We start from the raw sequence: 22,614 nt of genomic DNA, 5'->3' as shown, positions 1-22,614 counted from the left end.
GGCGCGTGGTTCAGTCGGTGCGAAGGGTCTCGTGCACCGAGCGCCAACGGAGTCCGTTGCGGGCGGCCTGCGCGGGGATCAGGACGGCGGTGACCACGCGGACGCCGGACCCGGCCCCGGTCCCGGTGTGATGTGTCTCGGTGAACCGGGCGATCGCCACCTCGGCGGTGGCGAGCTGTACCTCGATCGCCGTGATGACGACCCGGAGGCCGGGGACAGCGCCCCGCGCCCCGCGGAGCGAATCGGCGAGCTGGTCGCCGGACACGACGTGCCCGTCGGTCGTGACGAGTGAGAAGTCCGCGGTGTGGGCGCCGATGAACTCGGTCAGCAGTGCCGGGTCCGCGACGGTCCCGAGCCATCGTTCGAGCACCGCGTGGTGATCCTCGATCTCTCGGATGATCCGGGGTTCCGGGGCAGCGATCACGAGTTCAGGTCCGCGACGGCCCGTCGGGCCCGCCGCACGGCGCGTTCGGTACCAACGCCGACCGTGTGACCGAGGCGGGCGCCGCGCTCGGCCGCCGTTTCGGTCCACTCGGTGCCGTGTTCGCGCGCGAGCGCGAGGAGCTCGGGGGCGCGTTCCTGGGCCGTCTCGGCAAGGGCTGCCCCGCGTTCGCGGGCGAGCGCGAGGAGTTCCGGGGCGTGTTCCTGGGCCGTCTCCGCAAGGACCGCCCCGCGTTCGGCCGCCTCGGCCGCGAGCTCACGGACCCGTTCCGATGCGGACTGGAGTCGCTCACCGACTGCTCCGTGCGCTTCACTCTCCTTGGCCGTTGGCAGCGCCGGCAGCGCCGCCAGTACCGCATCGGAAGCCTGACGGGCCGCTCGGCGGCCCCGCCAGCCGAGCGACGGCTTGCCCTCGGTGTCGACGCCTGCGATCAGCAAACCGCCGAGCAGGCTCATGTTCTTGAAGAACTGGGTCCGGTGCGCGGCCCGCTGTAACGGGTCGGACTCGTTCCAGAAGGCGTGGCCGGCGAGCGTGGTCGGTAGCAGGCTGCTGGCCAAGGTCAGAGATGCGATGCGCGGAGCCTTGCCGATGGCCAGCAACGCGCCCGCACCGACCTGGATCGCCCCGTTCAGGCGCACCAGGTTCGTGGGGTCGGAGGGCACCAGCGCCGCGACACGGTCTGGGAGAGCGCCATGTGCTTGCTGGATGACCGGCTCCGCGATGTCTGCCTTCCCGGCGGGATGTCGGAGTGCATCGATGCCGCCGGTGATGAACACCGTTGCGAGCAGGGGACGGGCGATTCGACGGACCAACATGGTGTGGCCTCCCTCGTGATCGGGTGCACTCCACCCTAGTCAGGGGCGGGCGTCACCAACCGCGTTCCTGCCACTCCGCTAGGAACGGCCGCTCGGCGCCGATCGTGGTGTCCTTGCCGTGTCCCGGGTATACGACGGTGTCGTCGGGGAACCGCTCGAAGAGCTTGGTCGTCACGTCCCGGTAGAGCGAGGCGAACTTCTCCGCATCGGCGGTCTTGCCGACACCCCCGGGGAACAGCGAGTCCCCGCTGAAGAGGTGGACCTGGCCGGTCGCCGGATCCGTCAGTGCCAGCGCGATCGAGCCCGGGGTGTGACCCGCGAGGTGGATGACCTCGAGTGAGAGTCGGCCCACCTCCACCAGGTCGCCGTCGGTGACGGTGCGGTCGGGCGCGACCGGGAGCGGGCCCGCGTCGAGGGCGTGCGCGATGGTGGCGACGCCGGTCTCGGCGACCACCTCGGCGAGCGCCAGCCAGTGGTCCGGATGCTGGTGGGTGGTGACGATCGAGGTGAGCGTCGGCGCCGCGGCCCCGACCAGGCTCACGAGCCGGTCCGCGTCGTTCGCGGCGTCGATGAGCAGGGATTCGCCGGTCTCGGAACAGACCACGAGATAGGCGTTGTTGTCCATGGGGCCGACGGAGATCTTGGTGATGCTGGCGCCCGCGAAGGATCGCCGCTGCGGATCGGAATCCGCCGTGAGCTCTCCGGTGTAGTTGTCGTCGATTGTCATCTGCTGCCCGTCCATGGTGGGGACGCTACCGTCGAATGTGTGCGGACGACGGTTCGGGCACGCGATCGGCCGCGGGTGGGCCCGGGGTCGTTCGATCGCGGCTCCACCGAAGATGTCGGTACCCCGGCCTACCATGTGCAGCGCGTGAGGACTATCGCCTCTGCGTCGACGAGAAGGGACATCGAGTGGCGGACCGCTTGATCGTGCGAGGAGCGCGTGAGCACAACCTGCGAGGCATCGACATCGACCTGCCCCGGGACAGTCTCATCGTCTTCACCGGGTTGTCCGGCTCGGGCAAATCGTCGCTCGCGTTCGACACCATCTTCGCGGAGGGTCAGCGCCGCTACGTCGAATCGCTGTCGGCCTACGCCCGCCAGTTCCTCGGGCAGATGGACAAGCCCGACGTCGATTTCATCGAGGGCCTCTCGCCCGCGGTGTCGATCGACCAGAAGTCGACCAACCGCAATCCGCGATCCACCGTCGGGACCATCACCGAGGTGTACGACTACCTCCGTCTGCTCTACGCCCGTGCCGGCACCCCGCACTGCCCGGTGTGCGGCGAGCAGATCGCGAAGCAGAGCCCCCAGCAGATCGTCGACCAGGTGCTCGCCATGGAGGAGGGCACCCGCTTCCAGGTGCTGGCGCCGGTGGTCCGCACCCGTAAGGGTGAGTTCGTCGACCTCTTCGACCAGCTCAACACCCAGGGGTACGCCCGGGTCCGGGTCGACGGCGTTGTGCATCAGCTGACCGACCCGCCGAAGCTCAAGAAGCAGGAGAAGCACGACATCGAGGTGGTCATCGACCGCCTCACGGTCAAGGCGAGCTCGAAGCAGCGGCTCACGGACTCGGTGGAGACCGCGCTGCGCCTCGCGGACGGCATCGTCGTCCTCGACTTCGTCGATCGGGACGAGAACGCGGCGGACCGGGAACGCCGCTTCTCCGAGTCCCTGGCCTGCCCGAACGGGCATGCCCTCTCGATCGACGATCTCGAACCGCGGTCGTTCTCGTTCAACTCGCCGTACGGCGCCTGCCCCGAGTGCACCGGACTCGGCATCCGCAAGGAGGTCGACCCGGACCTGGTGGTGCCGGATCCCGAGCTGAGCCTCGAGGACGGGGCGATCGCGCCGTGGTCGATGGGGCAGACCTCCGAGTACTTCGGCCGCCTGCTGTCCGGACTCGCCGACATCATGGGTTTCGAGATGTCGACTCCCTGGAACGAACTGCCGGCCAAGGCGCGCAAGGCGGTGCTCGAGGGCAGCGCGGACCAGGTGCACGTCAAGTACAAGAACCGGTACGGGCGGACGCGCTCGTACTACGCCGAGTTCGAGGGCGTGATGCCCTTCCTGCACCGTCGGCTCGAACAGACCGAGTCCGAGCAGATGAAGGAACGCTACGACGGGTACATGCGCGACGTGCCGTGTCCGGCGTGTGACGGTGCCCGGCTCCGGCCGGAGATCCTCTCGGTCACCATCGCGGCGGGCGAGCACGGCAAGAAGTCCATCGCGGACGTCGCCGAGCTGTCGATCTCGGACTGCGCGGATTTCCTGAACAGCCTCACGCTCGGAGCTCGGGAGGAGGCCATCGCCGGTCAGGTCCTCAAGGAGGTGCAGGCTCGGCTCGGCTTCCTGCTCGACGTGGGTCTCGAGTATCTGTCGCTCTCACGTGCGGCAGGCACCCTCTCCGGCGGCGAGGCCCAGCGGATCAGGCTCGCCACCCAGATCGGTTCCGGCCTGGTGGGCGTCCTCTACGTGCTCGACGAGCCCTCCATCGGGCTGCATCAGCGTGACAACCGGCGGCTGATCGAGACGCTCACCCGGTTGCGGGATCTCGGCAACACGCTCATCGTCGTCGAACACGACGAGGACACCATCCGGACCTCGGACTGGGTCGTCGACATCGGCCCGCTTGCGGGTGAGCACGGCGGTCGGGTGGTGCACAGCGGCCCGTACGAGGAGCTGCTGACCTGCGAGGAATCCCTCACGGGCGCATACCTATCCGGCCGGTCGACGATCGACGTTCCTGCCATTCGCAGGGCCGTCGACAAGAAGCGTCAGGTCACGGTGATCGGGGCCAAGGAGCACAACCTCAAGAACATCGACGTCAGCTTCCCGCTCGGCGTTCTCACCTCGGTGACCGGTGTGTCCGGATCGGGCAAGTCGACGCTGGTCAACGACATCCTCGCGACCGTGATGGCGAACAAGCTCAACGGCGCGCGTCAGGTCCCCGGCAGGCACACCCGGATCAACGGGCTGGACCAGCTCGACAAGCTGGTCCAGGTGGACCAGTCGCCGATCGGCCGGACGCCGCGCTCGAACGCGGCCACCTACACCGGCGTGTTCGACAAGATCCGCACCCTGTTCGCCGCGACGACCGAGGCGAAGGTGCGCGGCTACCAGCCGGGACGCTTCTCCTTCAATGTCAAGGGCGGCCGGTGTGAGGCCTGCTCGGGTGACGGCACGCTCAAGATCGAGATGAACTTCCTCCCGGACGTGTACGTCCCGTGCGAGGTGTGTCACGGGGCCCGCTACAACCGGGAGACCCTGGAGGTGCACTACAAGGGCAAGACCATCGCCGAGGTCCTCGACATGTCCATCGAGGAGGCCGCCGACTTCTTCGAGGCGATCACCTCGATCCACCGGTATCTCAAGACGCTCGTGGAGGTCGGGCTCGGCTACGTGCGTCTCGGCCAGCCGGCGCCGACGCTGTCCGGCGGCGAGGCGCAGCGGGTGAAGCTGGCGGCCGAGCTGCAGAAGCGCTCCACCGGTCGCACCGTGTACGTGCTCGACGAGCCGACCACCGGCCTGCATTTCGAGGACATCCGCAAGCTGCTCGGCGTCGTCAACGGACTGGTGGACAAGGGCAACACGGTGATCGTGATCGAGCACAACCTCGACGTGATCAAGACGTCGGACTGGGTGGTCGACATGGGGCCAGAGGGTGGATCGGGCGGCGGAACCGTCGTGGGGGAGGGCACCCCGGAGCAGATCGCGGCGGTGCCCGCCAGCTACACCGGCAGGTTCTTGCGGGACGTGCTCGACCAGCAGGCCACCGCCGTCAACGGCAAGGCGGCCAAGGCCAAGGCGCAGGCGACGGGGGAGCCGAAGCGCAAGAGGGCGCCGCGTAAGGCGGCGGCCGCGGTCTGACGCGGCGGGCACAGAACGCGGAACGGGCCGGGTCGTGAAGACGACCCGGCCCGTTCGGTTGTCAGTGCTTAGCGCAGGTCCCTTACAGGCCCGTGCCCGTCTCGCCCGTGCCCGGGATCGCGCCGGGCATCGACGAGCCACCCGCGAGCATGGAGTTGATGATGTTGGCAATCGATCCGAACAGGCCGTCGATGTCACTGGGGTTGGGCATGTGAGCTCCTTCATTGCGATGTGCGGTGTTCAGTTCCGAGTCGCTGGCTGGCCGGCAACGTCGTTGGCTGGAGACGAATCGAGCTGTTGCCCCATCCCCGGGTGTAGGACGACTGGGGCGGGCAGAGCGAATGTGATCCCCCGATCCGGAATCTTTGTACACGAGCGGGACTGGACGTGCGTACGGAATCTGGGGGCCGATTCAGGCAAAGAATTGTGATGTCCATCACAAAGGGCCGCGGGCTTCGGCGGTCAGCGGCGCTGTGCTGCTCGGCGCGCTGATCGGGTCAGCTCAGGAGTCGGCGGACAGTGCGCGGGCGGCGCGCACCGAGGCCTCGATCAACGCGCGGAGTTCGGACTCGTCGACGTCGGCGAGTCGCTTGATGTAGAGGCAGCCCTTGCCGGTCCGGTGCTTACCGAGGCGCTGCAGGGCGTCACGGTGCTCGTCCAGGTTCAGGCTCAGATAGAGGGTGAGGGCCGTCGATCGGGGGGCGAAGCCGATCAGTGCCGTATTGCCGGTGTGCCCGCTGGCGTAGCGGTAGGTGCGGTCGCCGAATCCGATGATGCTCGGACCCCACATCGCGGCCGGCTCGCCGGTGGAGGCGCGCATCAGGTCGATCAGGCGTTCGGAGTCGGTCCGCTTCACATCGTCGGTCAGCGTGTCGAGGAACGCGTCGACGTCGGCGCCTGTCGGCTGGGTCTTGTTCGCCACGGGACCAGTATCGCCGCTCGCCCCGGCCGCCATCGCGCGAACGGGTCACGCGACGGCGGCTGGGGGCGGGGATCAGTAGACGGGGCCTGTGTACTTCTCGCCCGGGCCGTTGCCGGGCTCGTCGGGATGGGCGGAGGCCTCGCGGAAGGCGCGCTGGAGCGCCTGCAGTCCCTCGCGGATCGGACCCGCGTGCGGCCCGAGGTACTCCACCGAGGCGGTGACCAGGCCCGCGAGTGCGGTGATCACCCGGCGGGCCTCGTCCAGGTCGAGGTGGTCGCTCTCGTCGGGGTCGGGTGAGGAGAGGCCGAGCTTCTCGGCGGCCGAGCTCATCAGCATCACTGCGGCGCGGCTGATGACCTCCACTGCGGGCACATCGGCCAGCTCGCGGACGTCGCCCGTGTGAGTTTGCTCTGTCATGCCTGCTAGACTTCCATACACGACCGCCCCCGACGACGTTGGGGGCAGCAAGTGGAGTCCGACTCCCACCGCTATCTGGCGCCTCAAACACGCTGGTCAGCGGTCCGGTCGCCCGCCCTAAGGGCGTGGCCTCGACACGGTGTTCCGTGTGGAGATCATGTCAGGGGACGGGTTCCCTCATTGTGAGGGGATGAAGGCTGCGAGCGATTGCGGCGGACATCGAACCGGTCGACATCGGGCCTCGCATGGTGAAATCCAGCGGGGCTCTTTTGTTGGGAGAGAGCGGGCAACGGGCTGCCGGCGGTCAGGACGACCACGCCGCTCAACCTAGGAGGCCCCATCAGCACTGAGACCCGCATCAACGATCGCATCCGCGTACCCGAGGTTCGACTCGTCGGACCTGGCGGTGAGCAGGTCGGGATCGTGCGTGTTGAAGATGCACTCCGCTTGGCCCTCGAGGCCGATCTCGACCTGGTCGAGGTGGCGCCCGACGCCCGTCCGCCGGTGTGCAAGATCATGGACTACGGCAAGTTCAAGTACGAGGCCGCGCAGAAGGCGCGCGAATCGCGCAAGAACCAGACCCTGACTGTGATCAAGGAGCAGAAGCTCCGTCCGAAGATCGACGACCACGACTACGAGACCAAGAAGCGCAACGTCGTTCGCTTCCTCGAGGCCGGGTCCAAGGTCAAGGTCACCATCATGTTCCGCGGTCGCGAGCAGTCCCGCCCCGAGCTGGGCTTCCGTTTGCTGCAGCGCCTCGGTGCCGATGTCGCCGACCTCGGCTTCGTCGAGACCTCGGCGAAGCAGGACGGCCGCAACATGACGATGGTGCTCGCCCCGCACAAGGGTGCGAAGACCCGCGTCAAGGCCCAGGAGAGCGCTCAGGCTCCGGTGCCCCAGGTTCCGAGGCCCGCCTCGGCGCCGCCCGTGCCGGAGGCCCCCGCTGCCGCACCCGAGGCTCCGGCCGAAGGCGCCGCACCCGAGGCACCGACCAGCTAGCAAGACCGTCTCGACCGAACGCAGTACCGAAGAAACACAGAACTGAGGACTCCATGCCCAAGATGAAGAGCCACAGCGGCACCTCGAAGCGATTCAAGGTGTCCGGCAGCGGCAAGATCCTGCGCCAGAAGGCCGGCCGTCGCCACCTGCTCGAGCACAAGCCCACCAAGGTGACCCGTCGCCTCGATGGCAAGGCCGTCGTCAGCAAGGCTGACACCCCGCGCATCAAGCGCCTGCTCGGCATCTGATCGAGACCAGCACTTTTTGACCAACCAGGAGCGCCCGTCGCGCTCCGAGATTGACAGGATTTCCCAGTGGCACGCGTAAAGAGGGCGGTCAACGCCCAGAAGAAGCGTCGTTCAATTCTTGAGGCCTCCAAGGGCTACCGTGGACAGCGCTCGCGCCTGTACACCAAGGCCAAGGAGCAGCAGCTCCACTCGCTCACCTACGCGTACCGCGACCGCCGCGCGCGCAAGGGTGACTTCCGCAAGCTGTGGATCACGCGTATCAACGCCGCCGCGCGCGCGAACGACATGACCTACAACCGCTTCATCCAGGGCCTGAACGCCGCGGGTGTCGAGGTCGACCGCAAGATCCTCGCCGAGCTGGCCGTCTCCGACGCCGAGGCGTTTGCCGGCCTGGTGGCCATCGCCAAGGCCGCACTGCCTGCCGACGTGAACGCCCCCGCCGGGGAAGCAGCCTGAGCAAGCTGAACCAGGAGCGACCCGTGGACCCGTTCACCGAGCGGACTCCACGGGTCGTTTCTGCTGTCAAGCTGCTGCGCGGGGCCGAGCGCAAGAAGGCGGGGCGCTTCCTCGCCGAGGGCGCGAACTCGGTGACCGCGGCGCTCGCCACCGGTCGCGTGGAGGAACTCTTCTTCACCGACGAGGCCGCCGCCAGGTACGGCGACCTGATCGCCGGGGCAACCGCCGCAGGCGTGCGGGTCTCGCCGATCACCGAGCGGGCCGCCAGGTCACTGAGCGACACGGTGACCCCGCCGGGGTTGGTCGCGGTCTGTGGGCTCCTGGACGTTCCGCTCGGCGAGGCGTTGGACGGATCGCCCAGGTTGCTGGCCGTCCCCGTCTCGGTGTCCGAGCCGGGTAACGCGGGAACGGTGATCCGGGTCGCGGACGCGGTCGGAGCCGATGCGGCGATCCTGGCAGGCGACAGCGTCGACCCGCACAACGGCAAGTGCGTTCGCTCCTCGGCGGGCAGCGTCTTCCACTTGCCGATCGCGCGGGAGCGGGACGTGGCACTGGTGCTCGAGCAGATCACCGCCGCGGGTGTGCAGATCCTGGCGACCGCGGCCGACGGCGAGGTCGACCTCGACGATGCGGACGAGTTGCTGGCCAGGCCGACCGCCTGGCTGTTCGGCAACGAGGCGCACGGGCTGGACCCGGCCATCGCCGCGAGGGCCGACCATCGGGTGCGGATTCCCATCCACGGCCGCGCGGAGAGCCTCAACCTGGCGACCGCCGCCGCCATCTGCCTGTACGCGAGCGCGCGGGTGCAGCATCGGCAGGACCGACCGACAACCTAGGATTGTTCTGCCGTGCGCCGGGTGCGCACGGCGCGACGACCATCGACGAGGAGTTTGACCAGCCGTGGCAAAGAACGAGGCCGAGAGTTCAGGACCGATCGACACCGAGGCTCTGACCGAGGACGCGCTCGGTGCCGCGGCCGAGCAGGCCGAGTCGGCGTTCGCGGCCGCAGGCGATCTCGATGCGTTGGCCAAGGCGAAGATCGACCACCTGGGTGACAAGGCGCCGCTGTCGCTCGTCCGGCGTGCGCTCGGCGCGTTGCCCGGCAAGGAGAAGGCGGACGCGGGCAAGCGGGTCAACGCGGCGCGTACCAGGGCCACCACTGCATTCGACGCCCGTCGCGAGGTGCTGCTGGCCGAGCGTGACGCCGCCGTGCTCGTCGCGGAGGCGATCGACGTGACGCTGTCCGCCCAGCGCCGTCCGGTGGGCGCCCGCCACCCGATCACGATCATCTCCGAGCAGGTCTCCGACGTGTTCGTCGCGATGGGCTGGGAGGTTGCCGAGGGCCCCGAGGTCGAGACCGAGCACTTCAACTTCGACGCGCTCAACTTCCTGCCGGACCATCCCGCCCGCACCATGCAGGACACCTTCCACATCGCGCCCGAGGGCTCGCGACAGGTGCTGCGCACGCACACCTCGCCGGTGCAGGTCCGCACCATGCTCTCGCGGGAGGTGCCGATCTACGTGGTGTGCCCGGGGCGCACCTTCCGGACCGACGAGCTGGACGCCACGCATACGCCGGTTTTCTCCCAGTTGGAGGGCCTCGCGATCGACAAGGGCCTGACCATGGCGCACCTGCGCGGCACCCTCGACGCGTTCGCCAGGGCGCTGTTCGGCCCGGACACCAGGACCCGGATGCGGCCCAACTACTTCCCGTTCACCGAGCCGTCCGCCGAGGTGGACGTGTGGTTCCCCGGCAAGAAGGGCGGCGCCGGCTGGGTCGAGTGGGGCGGCTGCGGCATGGTCAACCCGAAGGTGTTGCGGGCCAGTGGAATTGACCCTGACGAGTATTCCGGATTTGCGTTCGGCATGGGCCTGGAGCGGACCCTGCAGTTCCGCAACGGCATCCCGGACATGCGAGACATCGTCGAGGGCGACGTGCGATTCACGCTGCCCTTCGGTGTCCAGGCCTGACGAACTTCATCACGAGCGAAAGAGCTGAGAAGACGTGCGAGTAGCGCAATCGTGGCTGACCGAGATCCTGCAGCGGGCGACCCCCGACTGGGAGGTGACGGCCGAGGAGTTGGACGCCGGTTTCGTGCGCGTCGGCCTCGAGGTCGAGGAGGTCGACGTCCTGCACCGGGTGCCGGGGCCGCTGGTGGTCGGCCGGGTCGTTTCGATCACCGAGCTCACCGAGTTCAAGAAGCCGATCCGGATGTGTCAGGTCGACGTGGGAGAGTCCGAGCCCCGCGGAATCGTCTGTGGTGCCAGGAACTTCGCCGAGGGCGACCTGATCGTCGCGGCTCTGCCCGGCGCGGTACTGCCCGGTGACTTCAAGATCGCCGCGCGCAAGACCTACGGTCAGGTGTCCGACGGCATGATCTGCTCGGTGGCCGAACTCGGGATCGGCAAGGATCATTCGGGCATCCTGGTGCTCGAGCCCGGTACGGCCGAGCCCGGTGCCGACGCCAATGACCTGCTCGGTCTCGGCGACACGATCATCGAGCTGAACATCACCCCCGACCGCGGGTACTGCTTCTCGGTTCGCGGGCTGACCAGGGAGCTGGCCTGCGGGTTCGATCTCGAGTTCGCCGATCCCGCGGTGCTGCCCACGCACGGGGCGGACGGAGAGGCGTGGCCGCTGACCGTGCTGCCCGAGTCCGGATCGCCGCGCTTCGCGCTGCGTCGCGTCACCGGGATCGATCCCGCCGCGGTCTCCCCGTGGTGGTTGCAGCGCAGGCTGCTGCTCTCCGGTGTGCGTCCGATCTCCCCGGCGGTCGACGTCACCAACTACGTGCTGCTCGAGCTGGGACAGCCGCTGCACGCCTTCGATGCGAACAAGCTGACCGGTGGCCTCGTCGTGCGGCGGGCCGCCGCTGACGAGAAGCTGACCACCCTCGACGGGGTGGAGCGGACCCTCGACGCCGAGGACGTGGTGATCGCCGACGACACGGGCGCGGTCTCCCTCGCCGGTGTCATGGGTGGTGCCAGCACCGAGGTCGGCGCAGGGACCACCGAGGTGCTGCTCGAGGCCGCGATCTGGAATCCGCTCGCGGTGTTCCGGACCTCCCGCAGGCACAAGCTGATCAGCGAGGCCAGCAAGCGGTACGAGCGCGTGGTTGACCAGGCCCTGCCCGTCGCCGCGCTCGACCGTGCGGCCGCGCTCCTGGTGGAGATCGCGGGCGGCCGGATCGAACCGGTGCTGACCGATGTCGGCGGCGTCAACGAGCCCGCTCCGATCCGCATGGACATCGACCTGCCCGATCGGGTGGCGGGTGTGGCATACCCGAACGGCACCGCGGCGAGGCGGCTGACCCAGGTCGGCTGCGCCGTGGACGTGGGAGTCAGCGAATCCGGCCACGGTCAGCTCGTGGTCACCCCGCCCACCTGGCGGCCGGACCTGGAGCAGCCCGCGGACCTGGTGGAGGAGGTGCTGCGCCTCGAGGGCCTCGAGCAGATCCCGTCCGTGCTGCCCGCCGCGCCCGCAGGCCGCGGCCTGACCCCGCAGCAGCGTCGCCGCCGCGCCGTCGGTCGGGCGCTCGCGTTCGACGGGTACGTCGAGGTGCTGCCCACGGTGTTCCTGCCCACCGGGGTGTTCGACACCTGGGGCCTCGACGCCGATGATCCGCGCCGCACCACCTCGAAGGTGCTCAACCCGCTCGAGACCGATCGCCCCGAGCTGGCCAGCACCCTGCTGCCCGGTCTGCTGGAGATCCTGTCCCGCAACACTTCTCGCGGTCAGCGCGACCTCGCGTTGTTCGGCATCGCGCAGGTGGTCCTGCCGGGACCCGACACCAAGCCGGTGCAGGCACTGCCGGTGGACCGTCGCCCGACCGACGACCAGATCGCCGATCTGCTGAAGTCGCTGCCCGCGCAGCCGACCCACGTCGCCGCGGTGCTGACCGGGCTCAGGGTGCCGAGCGGGCCGTGGGGCTCGGGCCGCGCCGTCGAGGCCTCCGATGCCTTCGCGGCCGCGGAGACGATCGCCGATGCGGCGGGCGTGACCCTCGAGCGCAGGGCGGCTCAGTACCTGCCCTGGCATCCGGGCCGCGGCGCCGAGCTGCTGGTCGACGGAATTGTCGTCGGGCACGCGGGTGAGCTGCACCCGGCGGTGCTCGAGCGCAGCGGGTTGCCGCCGCGTACCTGTGCGGTGGAGATCGACCTGACCGCGCTGCCGATCACCGAATCGCTTCCTGCGCCTCGGGTCTCGCCGTTCCCGGCGGTCCTCCAGGATGTCGCGGTCGTGGTCGAGGCCACCGTGCCCGCCGCCACTGTCGAGGCGGCGCTGCGCTCCGGCGCGGGCGAGCTGCTCGAGGAGATCCGCCTGTTCGATGTGTTCGAGGGTGCGCAGGTCGGCGAGGGTCGCAAGTCCCTGGCCTTCGCGCTGCGGTTCCGCGCCGCGGATCGGACGCTCACCGAGGACGAGGCCTCCGCGGCACGGGACGCGGCGGTCGCCGCGGCGTCCGCCGCGGTGGGTGCGCAGCTTCGGGCCTGACCCAACCGTCGAGAGTGCACCTGCCGGGGCATCGGCCGAGTAGGCCGTACGGCAGGTGCACTCTCGACGCGGGCTCACGTAGCCTTGCGGCAAGTCGACGGAATGAGGTGTCATGACCGATTCCCAGAGCGTTGCCGATGGGCTGAGCCGGCTCACCGACCAGGAACTGGTGCGGATGATCGCCGCCGCGACCGCGGGCCGACCGGGGCTCGCATCGATCGCGGCCGCCGCGAACGCGATCGGCGGCGACATCCCGGCGTCGCCGGATGCGCCGATCCCGGCGGAGGTGCCCTTCCCGGCCGACGTGCCGATCCCGCCTGACCCGACGGTGGGGGTGGACGTCCCGGTGCCGACAGCGGGACCCGGGTTGCCGACCGTGATGCCGGCACCCGACTACACCGACTCCGGTGTGCCGACTTTCGACTCGGTGCGCGAGAAGATCGAGACCCGCGCCGGGACCGCGGCGGGTGCCACCGAACTCGACGCCGAGTCCCCGGCGGGCCGCACCGTCGCGGAGCAGTGGGAAGAGCGGCAGAAGGCGGCGAAGAGCAAGCTGGACGAGATCCGAAAGACCATGGACTCCTAGGGCTGTCGTCCACTGGCAAGAATCGACCTGATGCGGAGGCCGGCCGTGGGAAGCGCCGCGCCCGCTGGTAGGGCCCGCACCCTCGCTCAGGCGTACCGACGCTTCGGTGAGGTCGACGCCGCCGGCACATCGCCGCTGTACGAGCGCATCGCCGTCGCGCTGAGTGGGTCCGACGAGGCGCTGCGCGCCATCGAGACGGCGCCGGCGCGCAAGCGGCACCCCACGCTGATGCTCGCCGCGCTGCACGACCTCGCCCTCGCCGGCCGCGCCCCGGCACTTGCCGCGGCCTATGCCGCCGCGGACGGCGACGCGGCCGCGAGCGCGGCGATCGACACGCTGCTGCGATCGACCGACTCGGTCGTGGCCATCGCCGCGCGCCGAAAGCCGCGGACCGACGAGACCGGACACGGCGGCGTGCTGTATCCGGCCATCGCCGAGGCGGCGCACCGGGTGGGCGCGAACGCGCTCGGGCTGATCGACGTGGGCTGTTCGGCCGGGCTGAATCTCACCGTCGATCGCGTCGGCATCACGTACAGCAACGGACAATCGCTGGGCGACCCGTCCTCTCCTGTGCAGCTGTCGACGTCGATCGTGGGAGATCGGCCCGTCCAGCCGCGGGCGATGCCCGAGGTCGTCGCCAGGATCGGCATCGACCGCGATCCGGTCGACGTGACCGACCCGGACGAGGCCCGATGGTTGCGCGCCTGCCTGTGGCCGGACCAGCCGGAGCGGAGCGCGAGGCTCGAAGCGGAGATGACGTTGGCGGCGACCGCCCCTCCACAGCTGTTGCACGGGGACGCCGTCGAGGTGTTGCCCGACGCCTTCGCGCGTGTGCCCGCGGACGCCCTGCCCGTCGTCACCACGACGTGGGCGTTGTCGCGCTTCCCGCTCGAGAGTCGACTGCGCTTCCTGCACCGTCTCGACGAAGCGGCGGCCGGGCGGGCGGTGGCGTGGGTGTCGGCAGAGGGGGTCGGAGTCGCGCCCGCGATCCCGACACTCGGCGATCGCCACGCCTCCGGCCACAGCATCATCGGCCTGGCGGTGTTCGACGGATCGGTGCGCAGGGCTGAGGCAATCGGCCGCTGCTGGTTGCGGGGCCGCATGCTCGCGTGGCTGACGGACTCCTAGTGTCGTGCGGATTCGAGGCGCTCCCCGGGGTCCCTCGGCGTACGGTGTAGCCATCCAAAGTGCAACTTCATAACAAAGACGTGGAGGTAGCGCCATGGTCTGGTCGGACATCGGGGTCGTGTTCGGATTCGCGGTCGTCATCACCACAATCGTGGTCGTCCTGATCGGGGTCACGATGCTCTTCATCGTGTCGATCTGGGAGAACTTCGGGCAGCGCAAGCCCCGCGGATTCCCCGACGAACCGGACGGCCGGAGCCGATCGGCGGCACTGCGCCTGGAGTGAGACGAACTGCCGGCCCGGTCGGACCTGGGTCCCGCCGAGCCGGCCGTCCTCGAACTACTGGCGGTCCAGGATCGCCCCGAAGTCGGTGCCGACGGGGAGCGTGCCGTATTCGAGGTCGCGCTCGGGTCCGAGCCGCGCCGCCAGGAAGGCCTCGGCGACCGCGGTCGGCGCGGTGCGAAGGAGCAGCGCGCCCTGCAGGCCGAGGGCCATCGCCGCGGCTACGGGACGCGCGCGCAGCTGGGCCTGCGCGGTGTCCAGGGTTGCGAGCTCGGCCAGCGCGCCGCGAATCCGGCTGAGGTGGTCGTCGAACAACCGCGACGCCCCGGACGCCAGCGCGAGCTCCGCGTCGAAGGCTGCCACGGATTCGGGTTCTCGGGTCATGGCGCGCAGCACGTCGAGGGCGATCACGTTGCCGGAACCCTCCCACACCGCCATCACCGGCTGCTCGCGGTACCGGCGCGCCAGCGGGAACGCCTCGGTGTAGCCGTTGCCGCCGAGGCATTCGAGCGCCTCGTAGGCGTGATGCGGTCCGCGCTTGCAGATCCAGTACTTGCTGACCGCGGTGGCGAGGCGGCGGAACGCCTTCTCGGCGTCGTCGGCGTCCTCGTCGTGGGCGCGGGCCAGGCGCAGCGCGGTGGCGGTGGCGGCCTCCGATTCGAGCGCCAGGTCGGCGGCGACCGCGGTCATCGCGGGCTGGTCGATCAGTGTCGCGCCGAACGCGGCCCGGTGGCGCACGTGCCACAGCGCCTCCGCGACCGACTGGCGCATGCCCGCCGCCGAGCCGTACACACAGTCCAGGCGGGTGCGCGAGACCATCTCGATGATGGTGCGGACGCCGCGGCCCGGTTCGCCGACCAGATGTCCGATGGTGCCGTCGAGCTCGATCTCCGACGAGGCGTTGGACTTGTTGCCGAGCTTGTCCTTGAGACGCTGGATCCGGAAGACGTTCCTGGTGCCGTCCTCGAGCACCCGGGGGACCAGGAAGCAGGACATGCCTTCGTCGGAGTAGGCCAGGATCAGGAAGCCGTCCGACATCGGCGCCGAGCAGAACCACTTGTGCCCGGTCAGCGACCAGGTGCCGTCGGAGTTCGGGACCGCGCGGGTGGTGTTGGCGCGGACGTCGGATCCGCCCTGCTTCTCGGTCATCGCCATGCCGAACAGCACGCCCGGCTTGCTGCCGGGCGCGGCGAGGCCGCCGTCATAGCCGCGGGCGTAGAGACGCGGCAGCCACAGCTCGGCCAGTTCGGGGGAGAAGTCCAGGGCGGGCACCACCGAATGGGTCATGGAGACCGGGCAGGAGTGGCCGGGCTCGACCTGGGCGAACATCATGAAGGTGGCGGCGCGGGCGACGTTGGCGCCGGGCTTCGGGGCGGCCCACGCGGAGGTGTGGGCACCGTGCTGGACGGCCGCGCCGATGATCCGGTGGTAGCTCGGGTGGTACTCGACCTCGTCGATCCGATGGCCGTACTTGTCGTGCGAGTGCAGGGTCGGGAGCACGGTGTTGGCCAGCTCCGCGTCGTGCTGGAACTCCTCCGTGCCGACCAGGGCGCCGACCTCGCTGAGATCGTTGTGCGCCCAGTCGGCGTCGTACCGGCGCACGCCCTCCACGAGCGGGACGTTCGAGGTGTACTCGTTGACCTCCACCCGCGGGGGTGCCTGGTTGAAGACCTCGTGGGTGTTGTGCGGCGAGGCGACTGTGTTCGTCATGGTGATTCCTTCTTGGGTATCGGCTGCGGTCAGGCGGTGAAACCGACCGCGCGCAGGCACAGTTGGAGGATGGCGTCGACGATGGCGTCGTCGGAGAAGGTGTCGGGCAGCTCCACCGGAATGGGGGAGAGCCGGCCGGTGAGGGACTCGCTGATGGCGCCGATCAGCGCCGCCGCGGTGATCCCGACGTGCTGGTCGGGCAGTTCGCCCTCCTCGATGCCGTCGCGCAGGATCGCGGTGGTCAGCTCGGCATAGGAGCCGCGGTAGATGAGCCGCTCCTCGTCGACCAGGGGATCGACCGGTTCGAACAGCAGCGACCAGGCCATCTGGCGGCCCCGGATGGCGCGGCGGGCGAACGTCTCGACGAGCGCGCGCAGTCGGTCCGCCGCGCCCGAGTGTTCGGCGACGGCCATCCGCACTTCATTCAGTTCCTGGTCGGCGCCGCGGCGGAACACGGCGGCCAGCAGGTCGGACCTGCCGTCGAAGTACGAGTACACCGAGCCGACACTGACGCCGCAGTTCTCCGCGATGGCCTTGACCGAGGCCGCGGAGAATCCGCCGGCCGCGACCAGTTTCCCGGCCTCGGCGAGCAGCACCTCCCGACGTTCTGCCTGGGCCGCGCGGGTCTTCTCCGTCGCTCGGTAGGCCATCTCGGCGGCGCCTTTCGCAAAACTATGAATCGTGATTCAATCCTTGACGATCCCGACTGTAGAACGAATCGCCGTAGACGGCAATCCGGCCGCAACGCAGGCCGGGCGCCACCCGAGGAGGACCCATGGACCTGACGACGATGCTGGAGAGCACCTGCAGGAAGTTCCCGGACAAGGAGGCGGTGGTCTACGGGGCCGAGCGCCTCAGCTATCGCGAACTCGTCGCCGCGTCGAAGCGGGCGGCCGAGGTGCTGCGCGGCAGGGGCGTCCGGCGCGGCGACCGGGTCGCGGTGATGACGTACAACACCCCCGGCTTCGTGATCGCGGCCTTCGGGGCGTGGCGGGCGGGCGCGGTCCTGGTGCCGGTCAACCACAAGCTGGCGCCCCCGGAGGTCGAGTACACGCTCACCCACTGCGGCGCGAAGGTGGGTGTGGTGTCCGCTGGGCTCCGAGCGAATGCGGAGGCCGGTGCGCCGCAGGTGGATTGGCTGCTGACCGAGCTGGGTGGCGACGCCGAGGGCCAGGCCGATCGGGACTTCGACGCGCTCGTGGACGTCGCCGACGAGTGGGACGGCGTCGCCGTCGACGAGACCGAGATCGCCCAGGTGCTCTACACGTCGGGGACCACCAGTGCCCCCAAGGGCTGTCTGCACACCCATCGCTCGATCACGACCGTCGCGCCGTACATCGCGACCACCCTCGGCCTGGACCGCGACGAACGGGTGCTGATCGCGATGCCGATCTGGCACGCGGCCCCGCTCAACGTCTGGTTCGTCCCGACGATGTTCCTCGGCGGCACGGTGGTGTTGATGCGCGAGTATGCGCCGCTGCCCTTCCTCGAGATCATCGGCGCCGAGAAGATCACCGCGTTCTTCGGCGCACCGATCGCGTACCTGGCTCCGCTGCAGGTCGCCCGCGCCGCAGGCATCGACATGTCCACCTACGACTTCTCGACCATGCGGCGATGGACCTACGGCGGTGCGCCGATCGGAGCCGAGGTGGCGCGGCAGCTGCAGCAGGCGTACCGGTCCGAGGACTTCTATCAGGTGTACGGGATGAGTGAGATGGGCCCGACCGGCACCGCGCTCTACCCGCACGAGCAGATCGCGAAGGCCGGGTCGATCGGGCGCGGCGGCATGCCCGGCGTCGACCTGCGGGTGGTCCGGCCGGACGGTCTCGACGCCGGGCCGGGGGAGACGGGCGAGATCTGGCTCAGTGGGGACACCCGGATGCTCGGCTACCTCGACAACGACGAGGCCACAGCCGAGGTGTTCGAGGGCCGCTGGTACCGCTCCGGCGACGTCGCGCGGATCGACGAGGACGGCTACCTGTACATCGTCGACCGCACCAAGGACGTCATCATCACCGGCGGCGAGAACGTCTACTCGCAGGAGGTGGAGGAGGCGATCCGCCCGCGCGCGGACATCGTCGACGTGGCGGTGATCGGGCGGCCGCACCCGCAGTGGGGCGAGACGGTGGTCGCGGTGGTGGCGACCGTCGGCGGCGCGAACCTGGACCTGGACGAGCTGCGGGACTACCTGGCGGACAAGCTGGCCCGCTACAAGATCCCGCGGGAGCTGGTGGTCGTCGACGAACTGCCGCGCAATCCTTCCGGGAAGCTCACCAAGCACGTGATCCGGGAGGCGGTGCTGTCCTGACCGGCGCGGGGCCCGCTGCGGTGGCCTGATAGCTTGCGAACCACGCATCTTCCCGACACGGTGTCGGGAAGATTGGGACAAGGGTGTGGTTTCGGCGATGAACGATTTCAGTGGGATCGACGGCTTCCTCGGCACGAGGGCCTCCTCGGCCATGGACATGATGGTGCTGTTGATGGCACTTGTGGTCGTGGTCCTCGGTTGGAGCGTCTATCAGGTCAGGGTCGGCAGGCGCTTCCGGTTGCACAGGTCGGTGCAGCTGGCACTCGGCGTCGCGCTGCTCGTGGCGGTCGTCCTTTTCGAGTTGGACGTGCGCTTCAATGGGTGGGAGGAGCGGTCCGCGGGTGTTGTCGGCGGCTCGGCGTCGAGCCTGGTGTGGTCGGTGCTGTGGGTCCACCTGGTCTTCGCCGTCTTCTCGGTCCTGCTGTGGCCGGTGGTAATCGTTCGGGCGATGCGGAACTTCGGCAGCTCGCCGCAGCCAGGGGTCCACAGTGCGTGGCATCGGCGATGGGCTCGGATCGCCGCGATCGGCATGACCTTGACCGCGGTGTCCTGCTGGGCCTTCTACTGGGTTGCATTCGTCGTCTGACCTCAGCCCGCGGCCCTGGATATGAATGGGCTTGCATGATGATGCATAATCAATCGTATGGTCACTTCAGCAGCTTCCTCAGGCCCGGCGTCCACGCCGATCCGGGTCGCCATCGCCGGTGCGAGCGGATACGCGGGCGGTGAGGTCCTTCGACTGCTGTTGGGGCACCCCGCCTATCGCGACGGCTCGCTGACCATCGGCGCCCTCACTGCGGGAAGCAACGCGGGCAGCACGCTCGGCGAACATCATCCGCACCTGCTGCCGCTGGCCGATCGCGTCCTCGAGCCGACGACCGTCGAGCAGCTCGCCGGCCACGACGTGGTGTTCCTCGGTCTGCCGCACGGCAATTCGGCCGAGATCGCCAAGCAGTTGCCGGAGAGCACCGTCATCATCGACTGCGGCGCCGACTTCCGGCTGGCGAGTGCGGCGGACTGGGAGAAGTACTACAAGAGCGAGCACGCCGGGACCTGGCCGTACGGCCTGCCGGAACTGCCGGGCCACCGGGAGAAGCTCGTCGGCGCGACCCGGATCGCGGTCCCCGGCTGCTACCCGACCGCGGCCAGCCTCGCCCTCGCCCCCGCGGTCGCGGCCGGGATCGTCGAGCCTCGGGTGACCGTGGTCGCGGTCAGCGGCACCTCCGGTGCGGGCCGCGCGCCCAAGGCCGACCTGCTCGGCTCCGAGGTGATGGGGTCGGCCCGGGCGTACGGGGTCGGCGGCGTGCACCGGCACACTCCCGAGATCATCCAGAACCTCTCGCCCCTCGCGGGCACCGAGGTCACCGTGTCCTTCACCCCGGTGCTGGCGCCGATGCCCCGTGGCATCCTGGCCACCTGCACCGCGCCGACCACCGTCACCGAGGCGGAGGCTCGCGCGGTGTACGAAAAGGCCTACGCCGATGAGCCTTTCGTGCACGTGCTGCCCGAGCACGTCTTCCCGCAGACCGGCGCCGTGATCGGATCCAATGCCGCCCAGATCGGCGTCACGGTCGACGCCGACGCGGGCCTGCTCGTCGTCATCGCCGCCATCGACAACCTCACCAAGGGAACCGCGGGCGGCGCCGTGCAATCGATGAACCTTGCCCTTGGCCTGCCCGAGACCGATGGTCTCTCGACAGTGGGAGTAGCCCCGTGAACACCACCCCCGTCATCCCCGACTCGGTCGCCGTCGCAGGCGGCAAGCTCGTGCGCACCCAGGGCGTCACCGCGCCTGCCGGGTTCCGTGGCGCAGGCATCGCGGCGGGCATCAAGGTCAGCGGACGCCAGGACCTGGCCCTGGTCTTCAACGAGGGCCCGGACACCGCCGCCGCCGGGGTGTTCACCAGCAACAAGGTCAAGGCCGCGCCGGTGCTGTGGTCGCAGCAGGTGCTGACCGGCGGCAGGGTCCGCGCGGTCGTGCTGAACTCCGGCGGCGCCAACGCCTGCACCGGCGCGCCCGGATTCCAGGACACCCATCAGACCGCCGAGCACGTCGCCGCGACGCTGAGCGACTGGGGCACCGAGACCAGCGCCGGGGAGGTCGCGGTGTGCTCGACCGGACTCATCGGAGACCGGCTGCCGATGGACAAGCTCCTCGCGGGCGTCACCGAGATCGTGCACGAACTGGCGGGCGGGATCTCTGGCGGCACCGACGCCGCCTACGCGATCATGACCACCGACACCGTGCCGAAGCAGGCTGCGCTGCATCACACGAACAAGTGGAACGTCGGTGGCATGGCCAAGGGTGCGGGCATGCTCGCCCCCGCGCTGGCCACCATGCTCTGTGTCGTCACCACCGACGCGATCGCCACCGCCGAGCAGCTCGACGAGGCGCTCCGCAACGCGACCCGGCTGTCCTTCGACAGGCTGGACGTGGACGGCGCGACCTCCACCAACGACACCGTGCTCCTCCTCGCCTCGGGTGCGAGTTCCGTTGCGCCCAGCCAGGAAGAGCTCAACGCCGCCGTGCTCGCGGTCTGCGACGACCTGGCCGACCAGCTGATGGCCGACGCGGAGGGCGTGACCAAGCGGGTCACCGTCACGGTGTCCGGTGCGGCCTCCGAGCAGGACGCGCTCGTCGCCGCTCGGACCGTTGCCCGCGACAGTCTCGTCAAGACGGCGCTCTTCGGTTCCGACCCGAACTGGGGCCGCGTCCTCGCTGCCGTCGGTATCGCCCCGATCGAGCTCGACCCGAACCGGATCTCGGTGTCCTTCAACGGAAACCCGGTCTGCATCGACGGGGTCGGCGCGCCCGGCGCCAGGGAGGTCGACCTCTCCGGCATCGACATCGCGCTGCGGATCGAGCTCGGCGTCGGTGATGCCGAGGTCTCCATCCGCACGACCGACCTCTCGCACGCGTACGTGGAAGAGAACTCGGCGTACTCGTCATGACCCGGCACATCGACAGCATCGAGCACATCACCGCCACCGAGAAGGCACACGTCCTCGCGGAGGCACTGCCCTGGCTGGAGCGGTTCCACGGAAAGATCGTGGTGGTCAAGTACGGCGGCAACGCGATGGTCGACGACGACCTCAAGCGGGCCTTCGCCGCGGACATGGCGTTCCTGCGCACCGTCGGCATCCACCCTGTCGTGGTGCACGGCGGCGGCCCGCAGATCAATGCCATGCTCAAGCGTCTCGGCATGGAGGGTGAGTTCCGCGGGGGCTTCCGTGTCACCACCCCCGAGGTGATGGACGTGGTCCGGATGGTGCTGTTCGGTCAGGTGGGGCGCGAGCTCGTCGGCCTGATCAACAGCCACGGCCCGTACGCGGTCGGGATCTCGGGCGAGGACGCTCACCTGTTCACCGCGACCAGGCGCACGGTCCAGGTCGACGGGGTGGCTACCGACATCGGGCTCGTCGGCGACGTCACCACGGTCAACCCGGACGCGGTGCTCGACCTGATCGAGGCAGGCCGGATCCCGGTGGTCTCCACGATCGCGCCCGACGCGGACGGGGTCGTGCACAACATCAACGCCGACACCGCGGCCGCGGCGCTTGCCGAGGCGATCGGCGCGGAGAAGCTGGTGATGCTCACCGACGTCGAGGGCCTCTACACCGACTGGCCGGACCGCTCCTCCCTCGCCAGTGAGATCGACTCGGCCGCACTGGAACTGCTGTTGCCGACGCTCGACGCGGGGATGGTCCCCAAGATGGAGGCCTGCCTGCGGGCGGTGCACGGTGGGGTTTCGTCGGCGCACGTGATCGACGGCCGGGTGGCGCATTCGGTGCTCCTGGAGCTGCTCACGGGCGAGGGCATCGGCACCATGGTCACCCAGACGAATCAGGAAGGGCAGTGATGACCGTGCACCCCGTCGCGGCCCTTCCGTCCGCTCCTCGTTGCGTTCCTCGCTTCGCTGTATCCGATTACCGCCACGGTG

General features: G+C 69.4%; 23 protein-coding genes. 15 read left to right on the top strand and 8 right to left on the bottom strand.

The window, feature by feature from the left end; all coding sequences use genetic code 11:
* Window positions 1-10 precede the first annotated feature (10 nt).
* From JOE46_RS06030 to JOE46_RS06020, 3 genes are read right to left on the bottom strand one after another with little or no spacing between them, the layout of a single operon-like run.
* On the bottom strand, window positions 11-424 hold the full coding sequence (locus JOE46_RS06030; RefSeq protein WP_097213242.1) for a hypothetical protein: 414 nt from the start codon (window positions 422-424) through the stop codon (window positions 11-13).
* Window positions 421-1,257, bottom strand: a complete 837-nt coding sequence (locus JOE46_RS06025; protein ID WP_209926543.1) for a DoxX family protein — start codon at window positions 1,255-1,257, stop codon at window positions 421-423. Before JOE46_RS06025 ends, JOE46_RS06030 begins: the two co-directional genes overlap by 4 nt.
* Before the next feature lie 52 nt (window positions 1,258-1,309).
* Window positions 1,310-1,999, bottom strand: coding sequence for an MBL fold metallo-hydrolase (locus tag JOE46_RS06020; RefSeq protein ID WP_097213244.1), 690 nt, complete (start codon window positions 1,997-1,999; stop codon window positions 1,310-1,312).
* A 170-nt stretch (window positions 2,000-2,169) separates the two neighbouring features.
* Between JOE46_RS06020 and uvrA the strand changes: the two genes are divergently transcribed.
* Window positions 2,170-5,127: an excinuclease ABC subunit UvrA gene (uvrA, locus tag JOE46_RS06015; protein WP_097213245.1), complete on the top strand. Its 2,958-nt coding sequence runs from the start codon at window positions 2,170-2,172 to the stop codon at window positions 5,125-5,127.
* Between the two features lie 82 nt (window positions 5,128-5,209).
* On the opposite strand, the gene JOE46_RS26720 is transcribed toward uvrA, so the two are convergent.
* The 3 genes from JOE46_RS26720 to JOE46_RS06005 all read right to left on the bottom strand — a co-directional run bounded on the left by JOE46_RS26720 (window position 5,210) and on the right by JOE46_RS06005 (window position 6,466).
* Window positions 5,210-5,338, bottom strand: a complete 129-nt coding sequence (locus JOE46_RS26720) for a hypothetical protein (protein WP_257017658.1) — start codon at window positions 5,336-5,338, stop codon at window positions 5,210-5,212.
* A 291-nt stretch (window positions 5,339-5,629) separates the two neighbouring features.
* On the bottom strand, window positions 5,630-6,049 hold the full coding sequence (locus tag JOE46_RS06010) for a DUF1801 domain-containing protein (protein ID WP_257017659.1): 420 nt from the start codon (window positions 6,047-6,049) through the stop codon (window positions 5,630-5,632).
* A 72-nt stretch (window positions 6,050-6,121) separates the two neighbouring features.
* Window positions 6,122-6,466, bottom strand: coding sequence for a DUF1844 domain-containing protein (locus JOE46_RS06005; RefSeq protein WP_077041805.1), 345 nt, complete (start codon window positions 6,464-6,466; stop codon window positions 6,122-6,124).
* A 294-nt stretch (window positions 6,467-6,760) separates the two neighbouring features.
* Between JOE46_RS06005 and infC the strand changes: the two genes are divergently transcribed.
* The 9 genes from infC to JOE46_RS05960 all read left to right on the top strand — a co-directional run bounded on the left by infC (window position 6,761) and on the right by JOE46_RS05960 (window position 14,658).
* Complete coding sequence (gene infC, locus JOE46_RS06000; protein WP_097213247.1) at window positions 6,761-7,465, top strand: translation initiation factor IF-3; 705 nt, start codon at window positions 6,761-6,763, stop codon at window positions 7,463-7,465.
* 53 nt (window positions 7,466-7,518) lie between these two features.
* Complete coding sequence (rpmI, locus tag JOE46_RS05995) at window positions 7,519-7,713, top strand: 50S ribosomal protein L35 (RefSeq protein WP_027503190.1); 195 nt, start codon at window positions 7,519-7,521, stop codon at window positions 7,711-7,713.
* Between the two features lie 66 nt (window positions 7,714-7,779).
* Window positions 7,780-8,169, top strand: a complete 390-nt coding sequence (gene rplT, locus JOE46_RS05990; protein ID WP_027503191.1) for a 50S ribosomal protein L20 — start codon at window positions 7,780-7,782, stop codon at window positions 8,167-8,169.
* Window positions 8,170-8,192: 23 nt separating this feature from the next.
* On the top strand, window positions 8,193-9,005 hold the full coding sequence (locus tag JOE46_RS05985; protein ID WP_097213248.1) for an RNA methyltransferase: 813 nt from the start codon (window positions 8,193-8,195) through the stop codon (window positions 9,003-9,005).
* A 64-nt stretch (window positions 9,006-9,069) separates the two neighbouring features.
* Complete coding sequence (gene pheS / locus JOE46_RS05980) at window positions 9,070-10,140, top strand: phenylalanine--tRNA ligase subunit alpha (protein WP_097213249.1); 1,071 nt, start codon at window positions 9,070-9,072, stop codon at window positions 10,138-10,140.
* Between the two features lie 34 nt (window positions 10,141-10,174).
* The gene (pheT, locus tag JOE46_RS05975; protein WP_097213250.1) at window positions 10,175-12,661 is read left to right on the top strand and encodes a phenylalanine--tRNA ligase subunit beta; all 2,487 of its coding nucleotides are present in this window, start codon (window positions 10,175-10,177) and stop codon (window positions 12,659-12,661) included.
* A gap of 112 nt (window positions 12,662-12,773) precedes the next feature.
* Window positions 12,774-13,247, top strand: a complete 474-nt coding sequence (locus tag JOE46_RS05970) for a hypothetical protein (RefSeq protein ID WP_209926542.1) — start codon at window positions 12,774-12,776, stop codon at window positions 13,245-13,247.
* A 30-nt stretch (window positions 13,248-13,277) separates the two neighbouring features.
* Window positions 13,278-14,375 (top strand): DUF2332 domain-containing protein, encoded by a 1,098-nt coding sequence (locus tag JOE46_RS05965; protein ID WP_209926541.1) that lies wholly within the window; start codon window positions 13,278-13,280, stop codon window positions 14,373-14,375.
* A gap of 94 nt (window positions 14,376-14,469) precedes the next feature.
* Window positions 14,470-14,658 (top strand): adenylate cyclase, encoded by a 189-nt coding sequence (locus tag JOE46_RS05960; RefSeq protein WP_097213253.1) that lies wholly within the window; start codon window positions 14,470-14,472, stop codon window positions 14,656-14,658.
* A 54-nt stretch (window positions 14,659-14,712) separates the two neighbouring features.
* Here JOE46_RS05960 and JOE46_RS05955 read toward each other — a convergent pair whose 3' ends face one another.
* Together JOE46_RS05955 and JOE46_RS05950 are read right to left on the bottom strand one after the other, a co-directional pair.
* Window positions 14,713-16,365, bottom strand: a complete 1,653-nt coding sequence (locus tag JOE46_RS05955; protein WP_209926540.1) for an acyl-CoA dehydrogenase family protein — start codon at window positions 16,363-16,365, stop codon at window positions 14,713-14,715.
* A 29-nt stretch (window positions 16,366-16,394) separates the two neighbouring features.
* A complete protein-coding gene (locus JOE46_RS05950) occupies window positions 16,395-17,015 on the bottom strand; it encodes a TetR/AcrR family transcriptional regulator (protein ID WP_209926539.1) in 621 nt (206 codons plus the stop codon).
* A gap of 125 nt (window positions 17,016-17,140) precedes the next feature.
* Here JOE46_RS05950 and JOE46_RS05945 point away from each other — a divergent pair, with 125 nt between their 5' ends.
* The 5 genes from JOE46_RS05945 to argB all read left to right on the top strand — a co-directional run bounded on the left by JOE46_RS05945 (window position 17,141) and on the right by argB (window position 22,533).
* A complete protein-coding gene (locus JOE46_RS05945; protein WP_097213256.1) occupies window positions 17,141-18,673 on the top strand; it encodes a class I adenylate-forming enzyme family protein in 1,533 nt (510 codons plus the stop codon).
* A 97-nt stretch (window positions 18,674-18,770) separates the two neighbouring features.
* Window positions 18,771-19,259 (top strand): DUF420 domain-containing protein, encoded by a 489-nt coding sequence (locus JOE46_RS05940; RefSeq protein WP_143548500.1) that lies wholly within the window; start codon window positions 18,771-18,773, stop codon window positions 19,257-19,259.
* Window positions 19,260-19,316: 57 nt separating this feature from the next.
* Complete coding sequence (argC, locus tag JOE46_RS05935) at window positions 19,317-20,390, top strand: N-acetyl-gamma-glutamyl-phosphate reductase (RefSeq protein WP_097213258.1); 1,074 nt, start codon at window positions 19,317-19,319, stop codon at window positions 20,388-20,390.
* Window positions 20,387-21,625 (top strand): bifunctional glutamate N-acetyltransferase/amino-acid acetyltransferase ArgJ, encoded by a 1,239-nt coding sequence (argJ, locus tag JOE46_RS05930; RefSeq protein ID WP_209926537.1) that lies wholly within the window; start codon window positions 20,387-20,389, stop codon window positions 21,623-21,625. The genes argC and argJ overlap by 4 nt, the downstream gene beginning before the upstream one ends.
* Entirely contained in the window at window positions 21,622-22,533 is a 912-nt protein-coding gene (argB, locus tag JOE46_RS05925) for an acetylglutamate kinase (RefSeq protein ID WP_097213260.1), read from the top strand. The genes argJ and argB overlap by 4 nt, the downstream gene beginning before the upstream one ends.
* The last annotated feature ends 81 nt before the right edge of the window (window positions 22,534-22,614 follow it).

The organism is Rhodococcus sp. PvR099, from assembly GCF_017833315.1.
GTDB classification, from domain to species: domain Bacteria; phylum Actinomycetota; class Actinomycetes; order Mycobacteriales; family Mycobacteriaceae; genus Rhodococcus_G; species Rhodococcus_G oryzae.
The sequence above is the reverse complement of the archived record's forward strand: the minus strand, read 5'-3'. Positions and strand labels throughout refer to the sequence as shown.